The organism is Ensifer soli (assembly GCF_041928815.1).
Taxonomy (GTDB): domain Bacteria; phylum Pseudomonadota; class Alphaproteobacteria; order Rhizobiales; family Rhizobiaceae; genus JBHFEI01.
Map to the genome: position 1 here is coordinate 134,502 of NZ_JBHFEI010000011.1, position 21,103 is coordinate 155,604.

General features: G+C 68.5%; 22 protein-coding genes. 13 read left to right on the top strand and 9 right to left on the bottom strand.

Translation table 11 applies throughout. The annotated features are described in order from the left end of the window. Nucleotides 1-147: 147 nt before the first annotated feature. Entirely contained in the window at nucleotides 148-474 is a 327-nt protein-coding gene (locus tag ACEVQ6_RS17325) for a hypothetical protein (RefSeq protein ID WP_374890286.1), read from the top strand. A 3-nt stretch (nucleotides 475-477) separates the two neighbouring features. Here the strand turns inward: ACEVQ6_RS17325 and ACEVQ6_RS17330 are convergent, their stop codons facing one another. Then, complete coding sequence (locus tag ACEVQ6_RS17330; RefSeq protein WP_374890287.1) at nucleotides 478-1,065, bottom strand: transglutaminase-like cysteine peptidase; 588 nt, start codon at nucleotides 1,063-1,065, stop codon at nucleotides 478-480. A 380-nt stretch (nucleotides 1,066-1,445) separates the two neighbouring features. On the opposite strand from ACEVQ6_RS17330, the gene ACEVQ6_RS17335 reads away from it, so the two are divergent. The 11 genes from ACEVQ6_RS17335 (at nucleotide 1,446) to ACEVQ6_RS17385 (ending at nucleotide 12,363) form a co-directional block, all read left to right on the top strand. Then, nucleotides 1,446-2,072, top strand: coding sequence for a LysE family translocator (locus tag ACEVQ6_RS17335; RefSeq protein WP_374890288.1), 627 nt, complete (start codon nucleotides 1,446-1,448; stop codon nucleotides 2,070-2,072). 48 nt (nucleotides 2,073-2,120) lie between these two features. Beyond that, nucleotides 2,121-2,414: an acylphosphatase gene (locus ACEVQ6_RS17340; protein ID WP_374890289.1), complete on the top strand. Its 294-nt coding sequence runs from the start codon at nucleotides 2,121-2,123 to the stop codon at nucleotides 2,412-2,414. Nucleotides 2,415-2,569: 155 nt separating this feature from the next. Beyond that, the gene (locus ACEVQ6_RS17345) at nucleotides 2,570-3,202 is read left to right on the top strand and encodes a Rieske 2Fe-2S domain-containing protein (protein WP_374890290.1); all 633 of its coding nucleotides are present in this window, start codon (nucleotides 2,570-2,572) and stop codon (nucleotides 3,200-3,202) included. Next, nucleotides 3,199-4,041, top strand: coding sequence for an aromatic ring-hydroxylating dioxygenase subunit alpha (locus ACEVQ6_RS17350; protein WP_374890291.1), 843 nt, complete (start codon nucleotides 3,199-3,201; stop codon nucleotides 4,039-4,041). Before ACEVQ6_RS17345 ends, ACEVQ6_RS17350 begins: the two co-directional genes overlap by 4 nt. After that, nucleotides 4,038-4,697, top strand: a complete 660-nt coding sequence (locus ACEVQ6_RS17355) for a glutathione S-transferase family protein (RefSeq protein ID WP_374890292.1) — start codon at nucleotides 4,038-4,040, stop codon at nucleotides 4,695-4,697. The genes ACEVQ6_RS17350 and ACEVQ6_RS17355 overlap by 4 nt, the downstream gene beginning before the upstream one ends. Before the next feature lies 1 nt (nucleotide 4,698). Further along, nucleotides 4,699-6,108, top strand: a complete 1,410-nt coding sequence (locus tag ACEVQ6_RS17360) for an amidohydrolase (RefSeq protein WP_374890293.1) — start codon at nucleotides 4,699-4,701, stop codon at nucleotides 6,106-6,108. An 18-nt stretch (nucleotides 6,109-6,126) separates the two neighbouring features. Beyond that, on the top strand, nucleotides 6,127-7,227 hold the full coding sequence (locus ACEVQ6_RS17365; protein WP_374890294.1) for a BMP family ABC transporter substrate-binding protein: 1,101 nt from the start codon (nucleotides 6,127-6,129) through the stop codon (nucleotides 7,225-7,227). A gap of 19 nt (nucleotides 7,228-7,246) precedes the next feature. Next, entirely contained in the window at nucleotides 7,247-8,767 is a 1,521-nt protein-coding gene (locus ACEVQ6_RS17370) for an ABC transporter ATP-binding protein (protein ID WP_374890295.1), read from the top strand. Beyond that, nucleotides 8,764-9,843, top strand: coding sequence for an ABC transporter permease (locus tag ACEVQ6_RS17375; RefSeq protein WP_374890296.1), 1,080 nt, complete (start codon nucleotides 8,764-8,766; stop codon nucleotides 9,841-9,843). The genes ACEVQ6_RS17370 and ACEVQ6_RS17375 overlap by 4 nt, the downstream gene beginning before the upstream one ends. After that, a complete protein-coding gene (locus tag ACEVQ6_RS17380; RefSeq protein ID WP_374890297.1) occupies nucleotides 9,840-10,751 on the top strand; it encodes an ABC transporter permease in 912 nt (303 codons plus the stop codon). The genes ACEVQ6_RS17375 and ACEVQ6_RS17380 overlap by 4 nt, the downstream gene beginning before the upstream one ends. 277 nt (nucleotides 10,752-11,028) lie before the next feature. Beyond that, the gene (locus tag ACEVQ6_RS17385) at nucleotides 11,029-12,363 is read left to right on the top strand and encodes a hypothetical protein (RefSeq protein WP_374890298.1); all 1,335 of its coding nucleotides are present in this window, start codon (nucleotides 11,029-11,031) and stop codon (nucleotides 12,361-12,363) included. A gap of 210 nt (nucleotides 12,364-12,573) precedes the next feature. On the opposite strand, the gene ACEVQ6_RS17390 is transcribed toward ACEVQ6_RS17385, so the two are convergent. From ACEVQ6_RS17390 to ACEVQ6_RS17425, 8 genes are all read right to left on the bottom strand, one after another. Then, nucleotides 12,574-13,323 carry an SDR family oxidoreductase gene (locus ACEVQ6_RS17390; protein WP_374890299.1) on the bottom strand — a complete coding sequence of 250 codons (750 nt, stop codon included), beginning with the start codon at nucleotides 13,321-13,323 and terminating at the stop codon, nucleotides 12,574-12,576. A gap of 132 nt (nucleotides 13,324-13,455) precedes the next feature. Beyond that, nucleotides 13,456-14,403 carry a 3-hydroxyacyl-CoA dehydrogenase NAD-binding domain-containing protein gene (locus tag ACEVQ6_RS17395; protein ID WP_374890300.1) on the bottom strand — a complete coding sequence of 316 codons (948 nt, stop codon included), beginning with the start codon at nucleotides 14,401-14,403 and terminating at the stop codon, nucleotides 13,456-13,458. 3 nt (nucleotides 14,404-14,406) lie between these two features. Beyond that, nucleotides 14,407-15,303 carry a hypothetical protein gene (locus tag ACEVQ6_RS17400; protein WP_374890301.1) on the bottom strand — a complete coding sequence of 299 codons (897 nt, stop codon included), beginning with the start codon at nucleotides 15,301-15,303 and terminating at the stop codon, nucleotides 14,407-14,409. A gap of 37 nt (nucleotides 15,304-15,340) precedes the next feature. Further along, nucleotides 15,341-15,664, bottom strand: coding sequence for an NIPSNAP family protein (locus ACEVQ6_RS17405; protein ID WP_374890302.1), 324 nt, complete (start codon nucleotides 15,662-15,664; stop codon nucleotides 15,341-15,343). A gap of 188 nt (nucleotides 15,665-15,852) precedes the next feature. Continuing rightward, nucleotides 15,853-17,130 (bottom strand): acetoin dehydrogenase dihydrolipoyllysine-residue acetyltransferase subunit, encoded by a 1,278-nt coding sequence (locus ACEVQ6_RS17410; RefSeq protein ID WP_374890303.1) that lies wholly within the window; start codon nucleotides 17,128-17,130, stop codon nucleotides 15,853-15,855. Between the two features lie 9 nt (nucleotides 17,131-17,139). Further along, nucleotides 17,140-18,117: an alpha-ketoacid dehydrogenase subunit beta gene (locus ACEVQ6_RS17415; protein WP_374890304.1), complete on the bottom strand. Its 978-nt coding sequence runs from the start codon at nucleotides 18,115-18,117 to the stop codon at nucleotides 17,140-17,142. Between the two features lies 1 nt (nucleotide 18,118). Continuing rightward, nucleotides 18,119-19,090, bottom strand: coding sequence for a thiamine pyrophosphate-dependent dehydrogenase E1 component subunit alpha (locus ACEVQ6_RS17420; RefSeq protein WP_374890305.1), 972 nt, complete (start codon nucleotides 19,088-19,090; stop codon nucleotides 18,119-18,121). Between the two features lie 72 nt (nucleotides 19,091-19,162). Then, complete coding sequence (locus ACEVQ6_RS17425) at nucleotides 19,163-20,071, bottom strand: LysR family transcriptional regulator (RefSeq protein ID WP_374890306.1); 909 nt, start codon at nucleotides 20,069-20,071, stop codon at nucleotides 19,163-19,165. A gap of 246 nt (nucleotides 20,072-20,317) precedes the next feature. On the opposite strand from ACEVQ6_RS17425, the gene ACEVQ6_RS17430 reads away from it, so the two are divergent. Beyond that, entirely contained in the window at nucleotides 20,318-21,091 is a 774-nt protein-coding gene (locus ACEVQ6_RS17430; RefSeq protein WP_374890307.1) for a 5-oxoprolinase subunit PxpA, read from the top strand. Nucleotides 21,092-21,103: the final 12 nt, after the last annotated feature.

The window sequence follows — 21,103 nt, forward strand, 5'->3', positions numbered from 1 at the left end:
CTCGCCCGCACGCGCCGCTCGTTAAGATTTTAGCGGCAAGACGCCCGTCTTTTTAAGAGGTTACCGATAATATGATCATGTTCTCATAAGGTGAGGCCCGCTCGGGAGAGCGGTAACCGAGCGCGTTTTTCGGAAGGACGATGAAAAATGGTTACGTCAACCACACTGTCGGCAGCGACCCGCTCCAGTCTCTCGTCGCTGAGCGACACCACCGCGCTTGCGCAGCGCACGCAGCCGCGTCCTGCTGCCGACAAAAAGGTCAACAGCGCGATCGATGATGCCACTGCCTATTTCAAGGCCAAGGTCGCCGAAGAGAACGCAAGCACCGGCGACAGCACCGAGAGCGACACGGATCTCGGGATCTATTCCTTGACGGGCGCGTCGGATCCGGCATCGGCAGGTGACCGGCTGGACGCCGTGACAAACCCCGGCGTCGGAAAAATCGCCGTCGCGAAGGCCTATGCGACGGCGTGATGATCAGAGCGCATGCCAGAGCCGCGGATCGTCTGCGGACTGGATCTTCAGCCAGTCGAGATCCGTCTGCCGCCAGGGCCTGATCGCGGCGCTGCGGTTGTCGAGGACGAGATCGCCGCGCGTCGTGCGCAGCACGAGCACGGCATGGCCCTCGCCCGAGGCGGTCCGCGTCGTGGCAAGGCGCAGCGCCCGCGCCGGCCAGCCGGCGGTAACGAGGGCGCGGCGCTTGGTCAGGGCGACATCCTCGCAGTCGCCTGCCGCAACATCGGCGGCCCAGCGATCGCCGCCTCCCGCCTCGCGCACCGGGCGGATCTCCCGGTTGATCCGGCCGTTGATCCGAGAAAGTGCCCGCGCGCGCGACGGCGTCAGCGCGACGACGTCTGCGCCGGTCGCCCGCCGGCAATCGGCCGGATTGTCGCGGCAGAACCGGACGAAAGCGTAAGGCGCGAGCGTCGGCCGGCGCGAGACGAGATAGGCCGGGGCGGAGGCAAGGCCGCGCTCTGCCGGCAAAGCACCGGCGGAGCGCGCGGGCGCGGCGGCGAAGGATATCGCCGCGACGACGGCGGCGACGAGGAGAATGCGTCCAGCCATGCGGCCCTGTCCCTTTCGAGCGACGCGGCGCGGAGCCCCGCAACCCGTGGCCGCACCCTGCGGCGGCGACGGCACCATCCTGACACCGAAGGGTCAGGATTGGCTTAACGGCCGGCGCGGTTCCGGCCGACCGGCACGTCGTCCCTTCAGCCGCCGGCGATCCGGAACAATCGCGACGAAATCCGGGCAGAGGGGGCGCGCGCGGGCCCTTGCCTGCCCGGCACCGAAGGCTATAACGGTGTCATGATCCCTTTCCCTCGCCCCCTCTGCCGGCAGCCGCTCCCGGGCCGGGCCGCCGTGTCGGGCGGACGGGCGGGCGCCCGCGCAAGTATGCCGGCGCGACAGGTTCGCGGCCCCATCGTCGACGGCGGCGGGATCTGATGCTCACGGATCTGATGCTCACCCGGGCCACCCTTCTCGCCTTCACGCTGGCGAGCCTCCTCATCGAACTGACGCCGGGGCCGAACATGACCTATCTCGCGCTAGTCGGGGTGAAGGCGGGACGGCGGGCGGGGTTTGCCGCGGTCGCGGGCGTCGCCCTCGGCCTCGCGCTGCTTGCCCTCGTCGTCTCGCTCGGCATCGGCAGGGCGATCGAAGCCGGATCGGCGCCCTACGAGGCGCTGCGCTGGGCAGGCGTTGCCTACCTGCTCTATCTCGCCTTCGATGCCTGGCGCGAGCCGGCCATGCCGGCGGCCGTCACCGTCGAGGCCGCGCGGCGCTATTTCCTGCGCGGGCTCGTCACCAACCTGCTCAATCCGAAGGCGGCGCTGTTCTATGTCACCGTGCTTCCGACCTTCCTCGCCCCGACCGGCGGCACGCCGTCGCAAGCCCTGACGCTGTCGGCGATCTATGTCGCCGTGGCGACCGGCATCCATGCGACGATCGTGGCGCTCGCCAGCCTGCTCAGCCCGCTTCTGTCCGACCGGCGGCGCCTGAGGCATGGCGGGCGCCTCTTCGCCGTCGCCCTCGCCGGCGTCGCGCTGTGGATCGCCTGGTCGACCGGCTGAAGCGGGAGTGGGCGACCGCCGCGCGGGCGTCTCCGGAGGAATCATCCTATGCTCGATGAAACGCGACAGGAGGCGGCGATGACGGGAAACGGCGCGGTTCGGCAGAGGATGACCATCCATGGCGCGCTCGGCGTCCCGAGCTTCCTGCCCTGGGTCAAGCGGCATGCGGCGCGGCTCGGCCTTGAGCCGGCGATCGTGCAGGCGGACGCGGCCTGCGTCATGCTCGACCTCGACGGCGACGCGGCGCTGATCGACATGCTGGAGGTCGGCTGCTCGCTCGGGCCGTTCGAGGCCTGGGTCGAGACGATCGAGCGCCGGCCGATCGATCCGCCCGCGGCGTGATCCTGCCCTTTCCGCGGGAACGCGGAATATTTTTGCACCATATTTCATCATTCTTGCCAATGCGGAAAATTTATGCAAACGTCGTGACGATCCGCGCCGCCGCATCGGGCATGGCGGGGCCACAGCGTTGACTGCGTTCCGAAAGTCGAGACGAGATGACTGAAACGGCGGAGTGCTGGACCCCCGTTGCCCTTTCGACGGACCTGCCGGCGGCGACCGTCATGCCGGCGATCACCCCGGCCGGCGCCGTCGCTTTGTGGCGCAGCCGTTCCGGGCGGCTTTCCGCCTTCGCCGACCGCTGTCCCCATCGCGGCATGCGCCTGTCGCACGGCTTCGTCCGCGACGAGGCGCTCTCCTGCATCTATCACGGCTGGCGCTATGCCGAGAGCGGCACCTGCCTGAAGATCCCCGCCCATCCGGCGCTGACGCCGCCGGAGGCGATCCGCGTTTCGACCTTTCGCGCCGAGGAGGCGGGCGGGATCGTCTGGGTCGCCGCCGGCGCTCCGTCCTCCCCGCCGCCGGTCTTCGCCGGCCTCGACCCCTTGCGCTCGCTGACGGCGGCGGCGGACCTCGAAGCGATGGCGGCGGCCGGCGCGACGACCGGGGAGACCGGCCTTGCGACGACCGCCGACGGCCTCAGCCTGCTGCTGGCGCCGCAGGGCGAGGCGACGCTGATCCATGTGCTGGTCGCCGCCGGCAGCAGCCTGGAAGCGCGCATCGCCGCCTCGCGGCGGGCCGAGGCGCTGCGCCGGGCGGCCGAGGCGCAAGCGAGGCGGAGGGCCGCATGAGCATCGGCGCGATGATCGACGAATGGTATCCGGTGGCGATGGCAAGCCGCCTCGACGCCAGAGGCACGGCAACCCGGCTGATGGACACGCCGATCCATGTCACCCGCAGCGGCGAGACCGGCGCGACGGTGACGGCCGGCGGGCGCACGCTGCCGGTGCGCGTCCGCTACGGCCATGTCTGGACCTCGCTCGGCGCTCCGAAAAAGGACCTCTTCGCCCTTCCCGAGGCCGACCAGCCGGGCCGCCGGCTCGTCGATGTCGGCGTGGTCCGCGTGTGCTGCTCGCCCTTGCGCGCGGTCGAGAACTTTCTCGACATCGCCCATTTTCCCTTCGTCCACACCGATATCCTGGGGTCGGAACCGCATACGGAGGTGAAGGGCTACAAGGTCGAGATCCGCGAGGAGGCCGACGAGGTCTGGGCGACGCAGGTCTCCTTCTACCAGCCGCAGGCGGCGAAATCGGCGGCGGGCGGGATTACCACCGAATACATGTACCGTGTGCCGGCGCCGACCTCGTCGGTGCTCTACAAGACCTCGCCGCCGCGCCCCGGCGAATGGGACGTGATCGCCCTCTTCGTCCAGCCGCTCGGCGAGGAGATCTGCGACGTCTGGCCGTGGATGGCGCTGTTCGACGACACGACGCCGATGACCGACCTCATCCACTTCCAGCAGATGATCTTCCTGCAGGACCGCTCGATCCTCGAAAACCAGATCCCGCGCCGGCTGCCGCTCGATCCGGGCATGGAGATCCCGACCCGGGCCGACATGACGTCGATCGCCTATCGGCGCTGGCTGAAGCGGCACGACTATACCTATGGCGCCGAGCGGGTGGCGCGATGAGGCTCTACGACTACATCCTCTCGCCCAGTTGCTACAAGATCCGCCTGATGGCCGCGCTCCTCGGCGTCAAACTCGAGATCCGCCCGGTCGATTTCCATCCGGGCCTCGAACATCGCGGGGCCGAGCTGATGGCGCTCAATCCGGCGGGCTCGATCCCGATCCTGACGGACGGCGACCTGGTGCTGACGGAATCCTCGGCGATCCTCGTCTATCTCGCGGCGAAGGCCGGGCCGGACTGGCTCGGCGGCCCGGATCCCGCTGCTCTGGCCCGCGTTCAGCAATGGCTCGCCTTCTCGCAGCGGCTGACGGCGAGCCTCGGCGGCGCCCGGCTGCACGAGATGCTGCTGCGGGACGGCGATATCGGCGCGCTCCAGGCCGCCGGCATCGCGGCGCTGCGCGAGCTGGAGGCGGGCCTCGTCGAGCAGGCATTGCGCGGCATGGGCTTCCTTGCCGGCGACCGCCCGAGCGTCGCCGACATCGCCTGTTTTCCCTATGTGGCGCTCGCCCCGGACGGCGGCGTATCGCTCGATCCCTATCCGGCGATCCGGCTCTGGTCGCGGCGCTTCCGCAGCCTCGACGGCTTCGTCGAGATGCCCGGCATCCACCGGCTGCACGAGCTGAAGCCGGAACCCGAGCCGCAGCCGGAGGAGGCCTGACATGGCCGGCTATTTCCTGAAGAACTGTGCCGCCGTGATCGTCGACGACGGGCCGGCGCTCGGCGTGCGCCGCGATGTCGACCTGCTGACCGACGGCCCGGCGATCGTCGCGATCGGCGAAGGCCTCGACGCCACAGACCTGCCGGAAGGCGTCGAGACGAGGGATGCGACCGGCTGGTTCGTCTATCCCGGCCTCGTCAACACGCACCACCATTTCTTCCAGTGCTTCGTGCGCAATCGCGCCGATCTCGACTGGACGAAACTCTCGGTCATCGAGTGGCTCGACCGGATCTACCCGATCTTCTCGCGGCTGACCGAAGACTGCTTCTACCATGCCTCGCTCACCGCCATGGCCGAGATGATCAAGCATGGCTGCACCACCGCCTTCGATCACCAGTATAATTTCCCCCGCCATGCCGGAAAGCGGCTGATCGACCGGCAGTTCGAGGCGGCCGACCTCCTCGGCATGCGCTTCCATGCCGGGCGCGGCGGCAACACCCTGCCGAAGTCGGAAGGATCGACCATCCCCGACGCGATGCTGGAGACGACGGACGAATTCATCGCCGACTGCGCCCGGCTGATCGACAGCTACCACGATCGTCGCCGCTTCGGCATGCGCCAGGTGGTGGTCGCGCCCTGCCAGCCGGTCAACTGCTACCGCGAGACCTTCATGGAGTCCGTGGCGCTGGCGCGCGATCGCGGCGTGCTGATGCACACCCATGTCGGCGAGGGCGAGAGCCCGGTGATCCTCGCCCGCCACGGCCAGCGCACGGTCGACTATCTGGACGAGATCGGCTTTGCCGGGCCGGACGCCTTCTACGCCCATTGCTGGGAACTGACCCATGACGAACTGCGTCTGATGGCGACGAGCGGCACCGGCGTCGCGCATTGCCCGGAGCCCGTCTATCTCGTCGGCGCCGAGGTCACCGACATTCCGGCGATGAGCGCCTTCGGCATCCGCGTCGGGCTCGGCGTCGACGGCACCGCCTCGAACGACAATTCCAACCTGATGCACTGCATCCACTCCGCCTACATGCTGCAATGCCTGGTCGCCGGAAGCCGCGCCCATCCCGTGCCGCCGCCCGTCGATTTCCTGCGCTACGCCACCAGCGGCGGCGCTGGCCTGCTCGGCCGCGACGACATCGGCCGGCTGGCGCCGGGCATGGCCGCCGACCTCTTCGCCATCGACACGCGGCGGATGGACTATGTCGGCACGCGCCACGATCCCCTCTCCCTCATCGCCAAGGTCGGCATCGGGGCGCCGGTCGACATGACGATGATCAACGGCCGCATCGTCTGGGAGAAGGGCGAGTTCCCAGGCCTCGACGAACAGCAACTCTTCGCCGACGCCGAGGCGGCGCTCGACGCCATCGATGTCCAGAACAGCCGGCACACCAACCAGACGCAATAGCCAATGAGGGGAACAGACATGCCGATCACCATCACCCGCAGGACCTTCGTCACCGGGCTCGCCGCCACCGGCCTTGCCGGCGTGCTCGGCAGCCGCCTCGCCCTTGCCGCCGACGAGCCGCTCGGCATCGCCCTGGTGATCCCGTCGCCGGTCGGCGACGTCGGCTGGGGCCATGCGCTCGCCGCCGGGCTGGAGCCGGTCAAGGCCGCCTATGGCGACAAGGTCAAGGTCACCGTGATCGAGAACATCGCCGAAGGCCCGGACGCCGACCGGATCATGAACAAGACGGTCGCCGACGGCAACAAGGTGCTGATCGCCGGCTCCTTCGGCTACCAGAACGGCGCGCTGCAGATCGCGCGGCGCGATCCCTCCGTCACCGTGCTGCATGCCTCCGGCTTCCAGGTGGCGCCGAACTTCTCGCCCTTCGCGGCGAAATACTTCCAGGGCACCTACCTCCTCGGCATGGCCGCAGCGGCCTTGTCCAAGACCGGCAAGCTCGGCTCGGTCTCGGCCTTCGCCATCCCGGAACTGATCACCTCGATCAACGCCTTCACGCTCGGCGCCCAGACCGTCAATCCGGATGTCGAGGTCTCGGTCGTCTGGGTCAATTCCTGGTTCGATCCGGCCAAGGAACAGGAAGCGGCCAAGGCGCTGATGGCGCAGAACTGCGACGTGATCTTCTCCAACGCGCAGGACACGCCCTCCGTCATCGCGGCCTGCGAAGAGGCGGGCGTCTACGCCTTCAACCTCAATTCCTCGATGAAGACCTATGCGCCGAAAAAATATCTCGGCTGCGTCGCCACCGATTGGTCGCCCTTCTTCAAGGCCTCGGTCGATGCCCATTTCGCCGGCACCTTCAAGGGCGCCAACGCCTTCCTCGGCGTCGCCGATAAGGTCGTCGAGGTCACCGATTGGAACCCGGACATCCCGGCCGACACGATGGCGAAGATCAAGGAGATCGAGGCGAAGATCGCCGACGGCAGCTTCTCGCCCTTCACCGGCCCGATCGCGAAGGCCGACGGCAGCGAGGGGGTCGCCGCCGGCACGACGCTTGCCGACGGCGACATCGTCGCGATGAACTGGCACGTCAAGGGTGTGACGACGCCGCTGCCGCAGTGACGCGGGCGTCGTCGATCCCATGACAGGCGCGCCCCTGCTGTCGCTTCGCGGCATCTCGAAGAGCTACGGACAGATCCACGCCAACACGGCGATCGACCTCGACGTGGCGGAGCATTCGATCCATGCGATCCTCGGCGAGAACGGGGCGGGCAAGTCGACGCTGATGAAGCTGATCTACGGCGTCGAGCAGCCCGACGCCGGCGCCATGCTCTGGCGGGGCGAGGCGCTGTCTCTCGCCTCGCCGGCGGAAGCACGACGGCGCGGCATCGGCATGGTGTTCCAGCATTTCTCGCTGTTCGAGACGCTGAGCGTGGTGGAGAACATCCGCCTCGTCGTCCCCGGCCGCAAGGCGGAACTGGCGGAACGGATCCGCAGGCTCGGCCAGGATTTCGGGCTGGAAGTCGATCCGCTCGCCCATGTCCATGCGCTCTCGGTCGGCGAGCGGCAGCGGGTGGAGATCATCCGCTGCCTGATGACCGATCCGAAACTGCTGATCCTCGACGAACCGACCTCGGTGCTGCCGCCGCAGGCGGTGGAAAAACTGTTCGAGACCCTGAAACGGCTGCGCGACGGGGGGGTGTCGATCCTGTTCATCTCGCACAAGCTGGAGGAGATCCGCGCGCTGTGCGACCGGGCGACGATTCTCCGCGCCGGCCGCGTCACCGGCGACATCGACCCGCGCGACCATGACGCCCATGATCTGGCGCGGATGATGATCGGCCGCGACATGCCGGAACCGATGCCGGCCGAACCGCGTGAAGGCGGCGAGACGCGGCTGGAGATCGCCGGCCTCTCGCACCGCACCGACGATCCCTTCGCCGTGGCGCTCAAGGACATCACGCTCTCGGTGAAGGAAGGCGAGATCCTCGGCATCGCCGGCATTTCCGGCAACGGCCAGAGCGAACTCGCGGCGCTGATCTCCGGCGAGACGCGGCTTTCGCTCAACGAGCGCGACCGCATCTTCATGATGGGCACCGATGTCGGCATGCTCGATGCCGCCCGCCGCCGCGCCCTCGGCTTCGCCTTCGTGCCGGAGGACCGGCTCGGGCGCGGCGCGGTGCCGGACATGTCGCTGGTCATGAACGGCCTGCTCACCGCGCATCCGCTGGCGCTGGTGCGGCACGGGCTCGTCGACACGGCTGGCGCCACCGCCTTTGCCGAACGCTGCATCCGCGACTATGACGTGCGCACACCGGGGCCGGAGGCGGAAGCCGGCGCGCTGTCGGGCGGCAACCTGCAGAAATTCATCGTCGGGCGCGAGATCATGCTGGCGCCGAAACTGCTCTTCGTCGCCCAGCCGACCTGGGGCGTCGATATCGGCGCGGCGTCGGCCATCCGCCGGCGGCTGATCGCGCTGCGCAATCAGGGCATGGCGATCCTCGTCATCTCCGAGGAACTGGAGGAACTGTTCGAGCTTTCCGACCGCATCCAGGTTCTCCATCACGGACATCTCAGCCCGCCGCTCGTCACCCGCGAGACCCGCGCCGAGGAGATCGGCCGCCTGATGATCGGCGCGTCCGCCGGAAGGGCGGTCGCATGAGCCTCTCCCTCGTCCGCCGCGAGCGCGGCTCGCTCGCCGCCACGCTGATCGCGCCGCCGGCGGCGCTTGCGGTGGCGATCCTCGCCAATCTCCTGCTCTACAGGCTGATGGGCCGTGATCCCATCGCCGTTCTCCATGCGATGCTGCTCGAACCTTTCCTCTCCTGGGCCTCTTTCTCCGAGGTGCTCCTGAAGACCGGGCCCTTGCTGCTGATCGCACAGGGGCTCGCCATCGGTTTCCGCGCCAAGGTGTTCAACATCGGCGCGGAGGGGCAGTTCATCCTCGGCGCGATCTTCGCCTCGTCGATCCCCGTCTGGTTCCCGATGGCGACGGGTTTCTGGATCTGGCCGTCGATGCTGGTCCTCGGCGCCCTCGGCGGCGCGCTCTGGGCGGCGATCACCGCCTTCTGGCGCGTCCGGCTCAACGCCAACGAGATCCTCGTCTCGCTGATGCTGAGCCTCGTCGCCGCGCAGTTGCTGAATTACCTGCTGCTCGGTCCGTGGAAGGATCCGGCGGGCTTCAATTTCCCGCAATCGGTGATGTTCCAGTATGACGCCATGGTGCCGACGCTGATTTCCGGCACGCGCGTCAACGTCTCGCTGCTCATCGTGCTGGCGCTGTCGCTCGCCGCCTGGATCTTCATGGAAAAGAGCTTTGCCGGCTACAAATTGCAGGTCGGCGGGCTGGCGCCGCGCGCGGCCTCCTATGCCGGCTTCAGCGAGGGGCGGGCGATCTGGCTGTCGCTGCTGATCGGCGGCTTTGCCGCCGGCCTTGCTGGGGCGGCGGAGGTGGCAGGCCCGCTCGGGCAATTGCAGCGCTCGATCTCGACCGGCTACGGCTATGCGGCGATCATCGTCGCCTATCTCGGCGCCCTGCACCCGCTCGGCATCACCGTCTCCGCGCTGGTGATGGCAGCGCTCTATATCGGCGGCGACAATGCCATGGTCTCGGCCAACCTGCCGATCGCGGCGGTGCGCGTCTTCCAGGGCAGCCTGCTTCTCGCCTATCTCATCGCCGTCGCCTTCGTGCGCTACCGCCTCGAATGGCAGCCGTCCCCGAAGCGGAGCGCGCCATGAATGCCCTTGCCTTCATCCTTGCCGGCATGCTGGCCGCCGCGACCCCCTTCCTGCTCGCGGCGCTGGGCGAGATGGTGGTCGAGCGCGCCGGCGTGCTCAATCTCGGCGTCGAGGGGCTGATGGCGCTCGGCGCCGTCGTCGCCTTCATCATCGTCTATCACGGCGGCGGGCATATTCTCGGCTTTCTCGCTGCCGGGCTCGCGGGCGCGGCGCTGTCGCTGGTCTTCGCCGGCGTCGCGCTCGGTTTCCGCGCCAACCAGGTGGCGACGGGGCTCGCGATCGGCATTCTCGGCCAGGGCCTCTCGGCCCTTTTCGGCAAGAGCTACGAGAGCCTGACGGTGAAGGGCCTGCCGAAGCTCGCCCTTCCCGGCCTTTCCGAGATCCCCCTCATTGGCGGGCTCTTCGTGCAGGACGCCGTCGTCTGGCTGTCGCTTCTCGTGACCGTCGCGATCTGGGCGACCTTCGCCTACACCAAGACCGGCCTCGTCCTCCGCGCCATCGGCGAGAATCCGAAGGCGGCCCATGCGATCGGCTATCCCGTCATCGGCGTGCGCGTCGCCGCGATCGCCTTCGGCGGGCTGATGGCAGGGTTCGCCGGCGCCTATGCCGCCACCGTCTACACGCCGCTCTGGGCCGACGGCATGATCGCCGGGCGCGGCTGGATCGCCATTGCCCTCGTCGTCTTCGGTACCTGGCTGACGGGGCGCGTCTTCCTCGGGGCGTGCCTGTTCGGCGCCGTGTCGTTGACGAGCCTCGCGGCGCAGACGACCGGGCTTGCGGTGCCGTCGCAACTGCTCTCGAGCCTGCCCTATCTCGTCACCATCCTCGTGCTCGGCATCATCTCCGCAGACCGGCGCCTCTTGAAGCTGAACGGCGTCGCCTCCCTCGGGGAACCGTTCGAGCGCTAGAGTTTGTCAGGGATAGATGGAATCCGGTTATCCCGAAACGACAAACGACAACAGACTCTGGCAGGTGCCTGCGGCGGGGACGGCGATCGCGCGCCATCCGTAAAGGCGGGGAGCCATCGCCGCACGGGAGCGCTGCTATCTCCCTGATTTTCCAACGACAGGGGCTGGCTCTGTCCGCCCTGCCTCCCCCGCCGGGCCTCCTCGCCCATCCCCGCGCGATACCGCCTCGCCACCGCATGATAGGATATTTTTCCTAAAATCTGGAAGGATGATCCTCATGCGGAATTTTACCCTCGGATGTCGCATCGGCCGCCCGCTTCCGGCCCGCCCGCCGACGCAGATCGTCGCCTGGGGCGACAGCCTGACGGCTGGCGGGTATACGACCGCGGCCGGCGCGCTGTTCTCGCCGCCGCGCGCCGTGCTCAATCGCGGCGTCGGCGTGCAGACCTCGACGGAGATCGCCGCGCGCCAGGGCGGCAGGGCGATCCTGCTGACCCTCGACGGCGACGAGATCCCGGCGCTCGGCGCCGGCACGCTTCATTCGAACGACACCTTCGGCGGCACGGAGGTGCCGGCCGCATGGGGGACCTATAGCGGCGGCCCCGGCACGGCCTTGTCCGTCGCGGCGGGCACGCTGGTGGCGGACCTCGTCAACCGCGCCGGCCACGCCGATTTTCCCGGCCCGGCCCGCGACATCGGCGCGCTCGCCGCCGGCGACATCCTCAAAGTCGCGTTCGACGTCGTCGAATACACCTTCCCGCAGCCGCTCCAGGTCGGCATCACCGCCGGCGCCTGGAGCCAGGGCGGGCCGTCGACATCGATCACGGAGGTCGGGCATTACCGCATCTACGTCCCGGTCATCGACGACAAGGAAGGCGCGCCGCAATCGCTTTCGTTCCTTTATGCCGGGGCGGCGGTGGCGCTGTCGGGCCGGCTGCGGCTCGACAACGTGGTGGTGACGAAGACCGTTCCGCCGCTGGAGCCGGTCACGGTCACCGCCCGTTCGGTCTCGCCGGTCACCTATCAGGGGCCGTTTTCCGGCGGCGTGCGCCGGCTCGCCGGCACGCTTGCCGGCGTCGCCGGACATCTCGAGCGGGCGGCAACGCCGGACGACAGCGGCAACGGGAGCGCGGCGATGACCTTTGTCCGCACCACGCCCGGCCCTGCGGTCGCCTGCCCGCCGGGCTCGCTCTTCGTCCCGGAGGAGGCGGAAACGCTTCGCGCCGGCACCGCCTGGATCTGGGTCGGGCGCAACAATATCGACGCGCCGGCGACGGTGAAGGCGGACATCGCCGCGATGATCGCCCATCTCGGCCACCGGCGCTATCTCGTCGCCGGCCTGCTGAATGCGGCCGGCGAGGGGATCGGAACCGGGGCCCATGCGACGATCGCGGCGGCGAATGCGGATCTCGCGGCACTCCACGGCGCGCGCTTCGTCGATCCCGGCGCCGCACTGCGGGCGGCCGGCAACGGCTCGCCGGGCGACGACGACGACATCGCCGCCGGCATCCCGCCGCGCTCGCTGCGTGCCGATGCGATCCACCTGAATGCAGGCGGCAATGCCGTCGTCGCGGCGGCGATGCATGCGGCGACGCGGCGCTTCGGCTGGTAGACGCGGGCCTGTCCGGCGCGACCGGGACACCGGACAGGCTCCCCCTCCTGACGATGCGCCCGAAAGTGTTTCCCCCGCCTCGTGCGACGCCGGAGCGATCCCGCTCCGGCAGGAAAGGCTTTCAGGCGCGGCGCGATCCCGCGGACGGGCCGCCCGTCCTGCTGCCGATGTTCCGCATGTCCCGCAGAGCTGGTCCCGCGGGTCTTGCTCTCAGTCCGGCGCGACGGTTCCGTAGACATGACCGCCCGGCGCCTGGTCGGTCGGGGAAATGTCGATCTGCGCAAGATCGACATGGGCCGGCAGGACGAGCGCCGCCATCAGGGCATCGGCGATGTCGGCGGGCTGGAGGGCACGCTGCGCGGCATACATCTTCGCCGTCAGCGCGGCGGCATCGCCGGCAAAGGCCTGCAGGTAGAAGTCGGTCTGTACCCGGCCGGGGATCAGCTCGGTAAGGCGGACATTGCTGCCGGCGAGGTCGTAGCGCAGCACCTTGCCCGCCTGCGACAGGCCGGCCTTCGCCGCGCCATAGGCGGTCGTCTGGGGAAAGACGTTGTGCGCGGCGGTGCTGGTGATGTTGAAGACATGGCCGCGCCGGCGCGCGATCATGCCGGGCAGAAGCGCCCGGATCAGCGTCAGCGGCGCCGTCAGGTTGAGCGCGATCGTCTCGGCGACCTCCTCCGGCGTCTGTTCGTGGAGCGGCTTCACCGTGGCGAGCCCGCCGGCATTGTTGACGAGGATGTCGACCGGGGCGCCGTTCAGCCCGGCAAGGATGGCGGCCGTGTCGCGCACGTCGGCGACGACCGGCACGACGCCGCAGTCGGCGGCAAGCGCCTCCAGCGCCGGCGCCGTGCGGGCGAGCGCATAGACGGTGACGCCGGCGCCGGCAAGCGCCCGGCAGATCGCGGCGCCGATGCCGCGCGAGGCGCCGGTGACCAGCGCGGTTTCATAGGGCAGGCTCATCGGTGCATCCTCTCCATCCTGGCGCCGTTTCCTTCGGGACGGGAGCATGTCCGAGGCAAACGGGATGTTGCGTCATGTCGTCTCGACCGCGGCGTCCGGCGCCGGAACGACCCCGCCCCGGCCGGACATGGTCTAAAGCGCGCCGTCTTCCGAGACCGCCTTCAGGATCTTGACGAGGCCGCGGTCGCGCTCGGCCCTGAGGTCGTCGTCGCTCCGCGCGCCGAGCGTATCGCGCAGCGACGACGACACGGTCGCGATCGTCTCGCGGTCGAGCATAGCATCGCCGAGATCGTCCCAGATCGCCTGGTAGGTCGGGCCGTACTTGACGAGGAAGGCATCGATCCCATCGGCATTGAGGTGGTTCGAGATGAACGAGCCCTGCAGCGTCCATTTCGGCCCAGGGCCGTAGACGAAGGCGCGGTCGATGTCCTCGACCGAGGCGACGCCGTCGCGCACCAGCGCGATCGCCTCGCGCCACATCGCGCCCATCAGCCGCAGCGCCAGATGGCCGGTCACCTCGCGGTTGAGCACCACCGGCTTGCGGCCGATCGCCTCGTAGAAGGCGCGCGCCGTCGCCACCGTCTCCGGCGCGGTCGCCGCACCGCCGACGATCTCGACCAGCGGCATCAGATGCGCCGGGTTGAAGGGATGGCCGAGCACGATGCGGCCGGGCCGGGCGCAGGCGCGCTGCATCTCGCTGACGATGAGGGCCGAGGAGGACGAGGCGATGACGACGTCGTCGTCGACATGGCGCTCGATCTCGGCGAGCAACGCCTGTTTGAGGTCGAGGCGCTCCGGCCCGTTTTCCTGCACGAAGGTCACGCCGGCGAGCGCCGCGCCGAGGTCGCCGGAGAAGACGAAGGCGCCGAGGGCCGGTGCCGGTCCGTGCAGCGCCTCGACATCGGCAAGCAGCGCCGGGAAGGCGGCGTCGAAGGCCGCCGCGCGGGACGGATCGGGATCGTAGGCCCGGACGTCGAGGCCGGCATGGCGGAAGGCGGCCGCCCAGCGCTGGCCGATCGTGCCGAGGCCGACGATGCCGACGGCGCCCTGGCGGCGGAGATAATCGCGGTCGATCGCCATGGTTCAGCCCGCCGCCGCGCGCGGTGCCGCGTCGCCGTCGAGCGCGGCGCGGAAGCCCGTATTGACGTCCGACCAGGGGATCAGGAGATCGATCCAGGCGGCGATGCGGCCGCTCGTCAGGATCGCCTGGTCGACAAGGGCGGCAAGTGCCGCGGTTTCGTCGGCAAGGGCCGCCTCGAGCGCGAAGAGCGCATCCGCCGAGGTCGAGAGGTGGCAGAAGTCGCGCAGCCGCACGGCGGCCTTGTTCAGCGCCAGCGCCGCCGCATAGCGCAGCATCGGCGCCGGATCCCGTTCGAGGCGTTCGCGCACCCACCAGAGCGTCTCGTGCAGCACCCGCGCCTCCGATTCCGCCATGAAGACGGGGCCGGCGGGATGCATGATCGCGCGCGAGCGCGTCAGCGCCGCGATGTCGGCCGGGCAGGCGGCCCAGAGGACCCTTCGGGCCTCTATGATTCCGGCCGGCACGCCGGGTTCGGCGGCAGGGCTCTTGCCAAACGGATGGCTGTCGGCAAGCGACAGCGTGCCCTCGAAGCGGCCCCGGCCCTGGCCGTCGCGCAGCCGCGCGGCGAGCGCGGCGATGCCCTCGACCGGGCCGTCGAGATGGCCGAGCACGGTGACCGACGCCGTCTCCGCCTGCAGCGGCGCGAAGGTGATCTCGAGAAACTGGCGCACCGGCCAGTAGATGAAGGCGCCCGGCCGCGCGTCGAGCACGTGCACGGCGCCCTCGACATCCTCGACGAAGGGCGCATGCCAGTAGATGTGGCTGCCGGCGATCTTCGGCGTGTGCAGCTGCAGCGCCATCGGCAGATGGGCGGCGAGCGCCGCCAGCGTGCGCGGCGCCTTGTCCGGGGCGCAGGTCACCGTCCACCGCGCGCCGGCGATGTCGAAATCGAGCTTCATGCTGTGGGCGTCCGTGGTTGTGCGGTCTTCGCCGCGCTTACTTGCCGGGATCGAAGAAGGAAACGGGCTTGAGGATCTGGTTGCGCATGTCGAGGAGATAGTCGGTCTCGATCACCTTCCGGCGATAGTCCTGCCAGTTCGGATCGGCCTCCATCGCGTCGCGGCGCGCCTCGCGGTCGGCGAGACTGTCATATTTCCATAGGTGCACGGTGCGCGAGAGATCGCCGATATGGGTCTGGAAGAAGCCGAAGGGCTCGCCGAGATAATGGCGCTGCATCGGCAGGCCGACATCCTCATAGAGCTTCAGGAAATGCGAGAGCTTGTTCGGCCGGGCGGTGTAGGTGCGGTGATCGAAAATCATGGGAAGCCCTTCCGCGTGTCAGACTGGGGAAAACATGGGGCGATCATGACACAGTGCATAATGGTGTGTCGACACTTTTGTTGTGCAGTTCCGGGCTTTTGTCGGGAATCCCCGCCGGAAAAAGAGGATGCGCCCGAAGGCGCATCGAGGTGACCCGCGGGGGAGGTGCGGGTGAAAGGAAAGGGCCGTCAGCGGGCAGAGCGGACGAGTTCGCCGACGAGGCTGGCGACGATCTCGGGGCATTCGATCTGCGGCACGTGGCCGATGCCGGCGAGCCGGTGCAGCGCCACGCTCCCCGGGACCGCCTCGGCATGGGCGGGCGGGATGATCGCGTCGCGCCGGCCCCAGATCACCTTGGCCGGGACGCGCAGGGCGGCAAGCGCGGCGCCGACGCCTTCCGCCTGCACGCCGTCCGGGAAGAGCTGCAATGCGAGGCCGGCGAGCTTCTCCTGCGCGCCGGTCTTGCGCCACTGGCGCAGCACCGCCGCCGCATAGCCGGGCGGAAGGACGGCCGGATCGCCGACCATCCGAGCGAGCCACGGCGCCAGGGCAGCCTCCGACCCGGCTTTTGACAGGCCGGCGACGAAGCCGTGGTCGATCTCCGGCCCGAGGCCCGCAGGCGCGATGAGGCAGAGCGAGCGCACCGAGACGCGCCCGAGCGCGGTCAGCGCCAGCGCCACCGCGCCGCCGAGCGAATGGCCGACGAGATGGGCGCTGTCGATGCGCTTTTCCTCGAGCACGTCGGAGAGGGCGAGCGCCATTTCCGTGACGCTTGCCGCCGGCATCGATAGGGCGTCGCCATGGCCGGGGAGATCGAGCGCCAGCACCGGCTGGTCGCGGCCGATCAGCGCCGTCACCTGCCGCCAGATGCTGCGGTCGGCGCCGAAACCGTGCAGGAAGACGATCGGCGGCAGGGCCCCGGCCGGGACGGACGGGGCAGGCCTTGCCGCCGGCAGCGGCGTTTCAGCGGCGCGCGCAAGGACGGCCTCGACGTCGCGCCTCTTGATCCGGCCGCTCGCCGCGCTCGGCGTCAGCCCGGAAAGATCGATGCCGGCCTCGCGGGCGCGCCGGCGGGCGAGCGGGCTGGCGACGACGCGGGCGCCGGCGGGGCGAACGGCCGGCGCCTGCAACGAGGTCTCCGGCGGCAGGACCGCACCCTCGGCGGCGGCGATCAGCGAATTGTCGACCGGCGCGCCGGTCGCGTCGGCCCGCGCCACGCCGACGACGCCGTCGCCGACGATCCCGAGCGTCGCGCCGACGGGCGCCTCCTTGCCGACCGGATAGAGGATGTCGGTGAGGACACCGTCGGCGGGCGCCTCGATCTCGGTCGCCGCCTTCGCCGTCTCGACGACGACGACGACCTCGCCCTTCTTCACGGCATCGCCGGGCTTCGCCCGCCATTCGACGACGAGCACCTCTTCCATATATTCGCCGCCGGCGCTCTCGATGATGATCGGATGGCTCATGATCCGCCCTCAGCCCAGCGTCTTCAGCGCGGCGGCGCGGATCTTTTCCGCATTCGGCAGCACCGCCATTTCCAGCGGCTCGCTGTAGGGGATCGGCATGTCCGGCAGCGCCACGCGGGCGACCGGCGCGTCGAGATCGTCGAAGCAATGGTCCATGATGCTCGCCGAGAGTTCCGCCGCATAGCCGCAGAAGGTCCAGCCCTCGTTGACGACGACGGCGTGGTTGGTCTTGGCGATCGACGCCTTGATGGCGGAAATGTCGAGCGGACGCAGCGTGCGCAGGTCGATCACCTCGGCCGAGACACCGTCCTTCTCCAGCAGTTCGGCCGCCTTCAGGCTTTCGAGCACCATGCGCGAGGTGGCGAAGATCGACACGTCAGAACCTGTGACCCGCGTATCGGCCTTGCCGAGCGGCACGGTGAAATCGCGGTTCTCCGGCACCTCGCCCCGCGTGTTGTAGAGCAGCTTGTGTTCGAGGAAGACCACCGGCTGGCGGTCGCGGATCGCCGATTTGAGCATGCCCTTGGCGTCGGCGGGCGTCACCGGCGCCACCACCTTGATTCCGGGAATATGGGCGAGCATGGAATCGAGCGCCTTCGAATGCTGCGCGCCGGCACCGGCGCCGCCGCCGCCTTGCGTGCGCAGCACGAAGGGCATCGAGACCTGGCCGTTCCAGATGTAGTCGTAGATCGAGGCCTGGTTGACCAGCGCATCGAGGGTCAACGGCAGGAAGTCGGCATACATGATTTCGAGGATCGGCCGCGTGCCGGTCATCGCCGCCGTCACTGCCATCGCCGTCATCGCCTGCTCGGAGATCGGCGTGTCGCGCACGCGGTTCTCGCCGAACTCCTCCATCAGGCCGCGCGTCACCTTGAAGACGCCGCCGTAACGGCCGATGTCCTCGCCGAAGATGAAAACGGTCGGGTCGTCCTGCATTTCCTCGCGAAGCGCCGCATTCAGGGCCTCGGCATAGCGCATCATCGCCATATCAGTTCATCTCCGAATAGGCGCCGCTCCAGGCATGGATCTCGAAGGCGGGATAGGGGTCGGCAAGCGCCTGCTGGAAGGCGGCCTTGACCTCGGCGGTGGCAGCCTCGTCGATTTCCCGAAGTTTCTCCTCGCCGATCTCGGCCTTCAGCGCATTGAAGGCGACGGTGATCGGGTCGCGCGCCTTCCAGCCGGCCACTTCCTCGGCCGACTGGTAGCCGCCCATGTCGGAGGTGGAGAAGCCTTCCAACCGATAGGTCTTCGCCTCGATCATGCCGGGGCCTTCGCCACGGCGGGCGCGCTCGACCATCTCGCCGACGGCGCGATAGACGGCGACCGTGTCGTTGCCGTCGACGATCTCGCCGGGAATGCCATAGCCGGCGGCGCGGATCGCCAGATCCTTCACCGGCGACTGCACCGAAGAGGGGACCGTCAGGCCGTACATATTGTGTTCGAGGATGAAGACGACCGGCAGCTTCCACAGTGCCGCCATGTTCATCGATTCGTGACAAATGCCGGTCTGCGCCGCGCCATCGCCGAAGAAGCAGACGGCGACGTCGCCCTTGCCGAGCACCTGCAGCGACAGCGCCATGCCGGTCGCCGCCGGGATGCTGCCGCCGACGATGGCATTGCCGCCCATCACGCCCTTTTCCGCGTCCGCGATCAGCATGTGGCCGGCTCGGCCGCCGCAGGCGCCGGTCTCGCGGCCGAAGATCTCGGCGATGACGGCGCGCAGGTCCATGCCCTTGCCGATGTAATGGGCATGGCCGCGATGGGTGGTCGTCACCTTGTCGCCGGCGGCAAGCACGGCGGTGGCGGCGATGCCGACGCCCTCCTGCCCGTCGCAACGGTGGATCGGCCCGCGCGTGCGGCCTTCCTTGTGCAAGAGCCCGAGCCCTTCCTCCAGCCGGCGCACCACGATCATCTTGCGGTACATCTCGACCTGCTCGTCGATCGACGGTGAATTCCTCATCGCGCGCCCCCTGCTTGACATGCACGGAGCCTAGCATCTGCATTCACAACTGTCGACACTAAAATGGCCGCGTCAGGCATTGGTTCCGGGAAGGCCGAAGGCCTGCTGGAAATAGCTGCGGAAGGCGCGCATCGCCGGGGTAAAGGCGGAGCTCGCCCGCCAGGCGAGCCCGACATCCATCGACGGCACCGGGTCCTTTACCGTCAGCGTCTCGATGCGCCGGCCTTCGAGCGACCAGGGCCGGTGCACCATGTCGGAGAGGATGGCGACGCCGAGATTGTTGGCGACCATCGAACGCACGGCTTCGATCGAGGAGGTGCGCAGCATGACGCGCGGCTGGTAGGGGGTGGTGCTCCAGTATTTCAGCGCGCTGTGGGCGGCCTCGTCGACGGTGAGCATGATATAGGGCTCCTCCGCCACCTCCTTCAGGCCGACATGGCCGAGCTTCGACAGGCGATGGCCGGCCGGAAGCCAGAGGCGGCGCACCGAGCTCATCAGCGTCTCCGTCGACAGCGCCGGATTGAGGATGTTGGAGGTGAGCAGCACCGACATGTCGTAGCGGTTGGAGAGCAGCCCCTCCTCGATCGCCTCGCGATTGACCTCGTAGAGCTGCAGCCTCAGCTTCGGGTAGAGCCGGCGCAGGCGCTCGACATGCAGCGGCAGGAAATAGCCCATGACCGTATAGGTGGCGGCGATCGTCAGCTCGCCCTCGACGTCGCTGGAGACGAGGTTGAGATGGGTCGCCTCGTCGACCTTGGCGAGGATCTCGTAGGCATGCGACAGGAACTGCCGCCCGCCCGCCGTCAGTTCCATGCCCTGCGGCGTGCGGTTGAAGAGGGCGATGCCGACGTCCTGCTCCAGTTCCTTGATCGCCGTCGTCACCGCCGACTGCGAGATCGACAGGGAGACGGCGGCATAGGAGATCTGGCCCTGCTCGGCGGTGGCGACGAAATAGCGAAGCTGGCGCAGGCTGAAGGACATAGAAGCTCCCTTCCGATTTTCAGAATTGCGAACGGAAGAATCCGAAGAACCACCATACGCCTGATCAGATCAACGGCGATCTCAACCTATGTCCTGCATAAATATTTGTTTTAGAAAGGTAATTTCTGCCCAGAAACTGGACACCGTCATCTGATTTTTCGATATTCAATCATCAAAAAATGAATTTTTCAAACGCGATCTTTCGTCCTACCGTTCGTGAAAGCTGAAGTCGGGAGAACGGGCATCGTGAAGACAGCCGTCGATATCAACTGCGACATGGGCGAGGCCTTCGGCCGCTGGCGGATCGGCGATGCCAGCGACGCGGATCTGATGGCCGAGATCAGCTCGGCCAACATCGCCACCGGCTTCCATGCCGGCGACCCGAACCTGATCGACGAGACCGTCCGGCTCGCCTGCTCGCACGGCGTCGGCATCGGCGCCCATCCGGGCTACAACGACCTGCAGGGCTTCGGCCGGCGCAAGATCCTCGGCACGGCGAGCGAGCTCGTCAACGACATCGTCTACCAGGTCGGGGCGCTCAGGGAGTTCGCCCGCCGCCACGGCGCGTCGCTCCAGCATGTCAAGCCGCATGGGGCGCTCTACATGGAGATGGCCGGCAATCCCGAGCTTGCCCGGCTCTTCGTCGACTACATGCGCAAGACCGCGCCGAACGCGGCGATCTTCTGCATGGGCGGCTCGGTCACCGATCAGGTGGCGCGCGAGGCCGGCCACCCGGTGATCCGCGAATTCTACGCCGACCGCGACTATGACGACAGCGGCTCGATCGTCTTCGTGCGCGATGCCGGCCGCCCCGATCCGGCGGCGATCGCGAAGAAGGTGCTGCGCGCCTGTACCGAAGGCCGGGTGCGCACCGTCGCCGGAAACGACATCGACATCGCCTTCGAATCGATCTGCTTCCATTCCGACACGCTCGGCGCCCATGACATCGTCAAGACGATGCGCAAGGCCCTGATCGAGGCCGGCATCCGCATCGTCCCCGCCTCTGAACTCATCGCCTGACAGACCTGACCG

Excerpts from the sequence above, each read along its gene's own strand:
- ACEVQ6_RS17325 (WP_374890286.1), top strand. The coding sequence starts at position 148 with ATGGTTACGTCAACCACACTGTCGGCAGCGACCCGCTCCAGTCTCTCG.
- ACEVQ6_RS17330 (WP_374890287.1), bottom strand. The coding sequence starts at position 1,065 with ATGGCTGGACGCATTCTCCTCGTCGCCGCCGTCGTCGCGGCGATATCC.
- ACEVQ6_RS17335 (WP_374890288.1), top strand. The coding sequence starts at position 1,446 with ATGCTCACGGATCTGATGCTCACCCGGGCCACCCTTCTCGCCTTCACG.
- ACEVQ6_RS17340 (WP_374890289.1), top strand. The coding sequence starts at position 2,121 with ATGCTCGATGAAACGCGACAGGAGGCGGCGATGACGGGAAACGGCGCG.
- ACEVQ6_RS17345 (WP_374890290.1), top strand. The coding sequence starts at position 2,570 with ATGACTGAAACGGCGGAGTGCTGGACCCCCGTTGCCCTTTCGACGGAC.
- ACEVQ6_RS17350 (WP_374890291.1), top strand. The coding sequence starts at position 3,199 with ATGAGCATCGGCGCGATGATCGACGAATGGTATCCGGTGGCGATGGCA.
- ACEVQ6_RS17355 (WP_374890292.1), top strand. The coding sequence starts at position 4,038 with ATGAGGCTCTACGACTACATCCTCTCGCCCAGTTGCTACAAGATCCGC.
- ACEVQ6_RS17360 (WP_374890293.1), top strand. The coding sequence starts at position 4,699 with ATGGCCGGCTATTTCCTGAAGAACTGTGCCGCCGTGATCGTCGACGAC.
- ACEVQ6_RS17365 (WP_374890294.1), top strand. The coding sequence starts at position 6,127 with ATGCCGATCACCATCACCCGCAGGACCTTCGTCACCGGGCTCGCCGCC.
- ACEVQ6_RS17370 (WP_374890295.1), top strand. The coding sequence starts at position 7,247 with ATGACAGGCGCGCCCCTGCTGTCGCTTCGCGGCATCTCGAAGAGCTAC.
- ACEVQ6_RS17375 (WP_374890296.1), top strand. The coding sequence starts at position 8,764 with ATGAGCCTCTCCCTCGTCCGCCGCGAGCGCGGCTCGCTCGCCGCCACG.
- ACEVQ6_RS17380 (WP_374890297.1), top strand. The coding sequence starts at position 9,840 with ATGAATGCCCTTGCCTTCATCCTTGCCGGCATGCTGGCCGCCGCGACC.
- ACEVQ6_RS17385 (WP_374890298.1), top strand. The coding sequence starts at position 11,029 with ATGCGGAATTTTACCCTCGGATGTCGCATCGGCCGCCCGCTTCCGGCC.
- ACEVQ6_RS17390 (WP_374890299.1), bottom strand. The coding sequence starts at position 13,323 with ATGAGCCTGCCCTATGAAACCGCGCTGGTCACCGGCGCCTCGCGCGGC.
- ACEVQ6_RS17395 (WP_374890300.1), bottom strand. The coding sequence starts at position 14,403 with ATGGCGATCGACCGCGATTATCTCCGCCGCCAGGGCGCCGTCGGCATC.
- ACEVQ6_RS17400 (WP_374890301.1), bottom strand. The coding sequence starts at position 15,303 with ATGAAGCTCGATTTCGACATCGCCGGCGCGCGGTGGACGGTGACCTGC.
- ACEVQ6_RS17405 (WP_374890302.1), bottom strand. The coding sequence starts at position 15,664 with ATGATTTTCGATCACCGCACCTACACCGCCCGGCCGAACAAGCTCTCG.
- ACEVQ6_RS17410 (WP_374890303.1), bottom strand. The coding sequence starts at position 17,130 with ATGAGCCATCCGATCATCATCGAGAGCGCCGGCGGCGAATATATGGAA.
- ACEVQ6_RS17415 (WP_374890304.1), bottom strand. The coding sequence starts at position 18,117 with ATGGCGATGATGCGCTATGCCGAGGCCCTGAATGCGGCGCTTCGCGAG.
- ACEVQ6_RS17420 (WP_374890305.1), bottom strand. The coding sequence starts at position 19,090 with ATGAGGAATTCACCGTCGATCGACGAGCAGGTCGAGATGTACCGCAAG.
- ACEVQ6_RS17425 (WP_374890306.1), bottom strand. The coding sequence starts at position 20,071 with ATGTCCTTCAGCCTGCGCCAGCTTCGCTATTTCGTCGCCACCGCCGAG.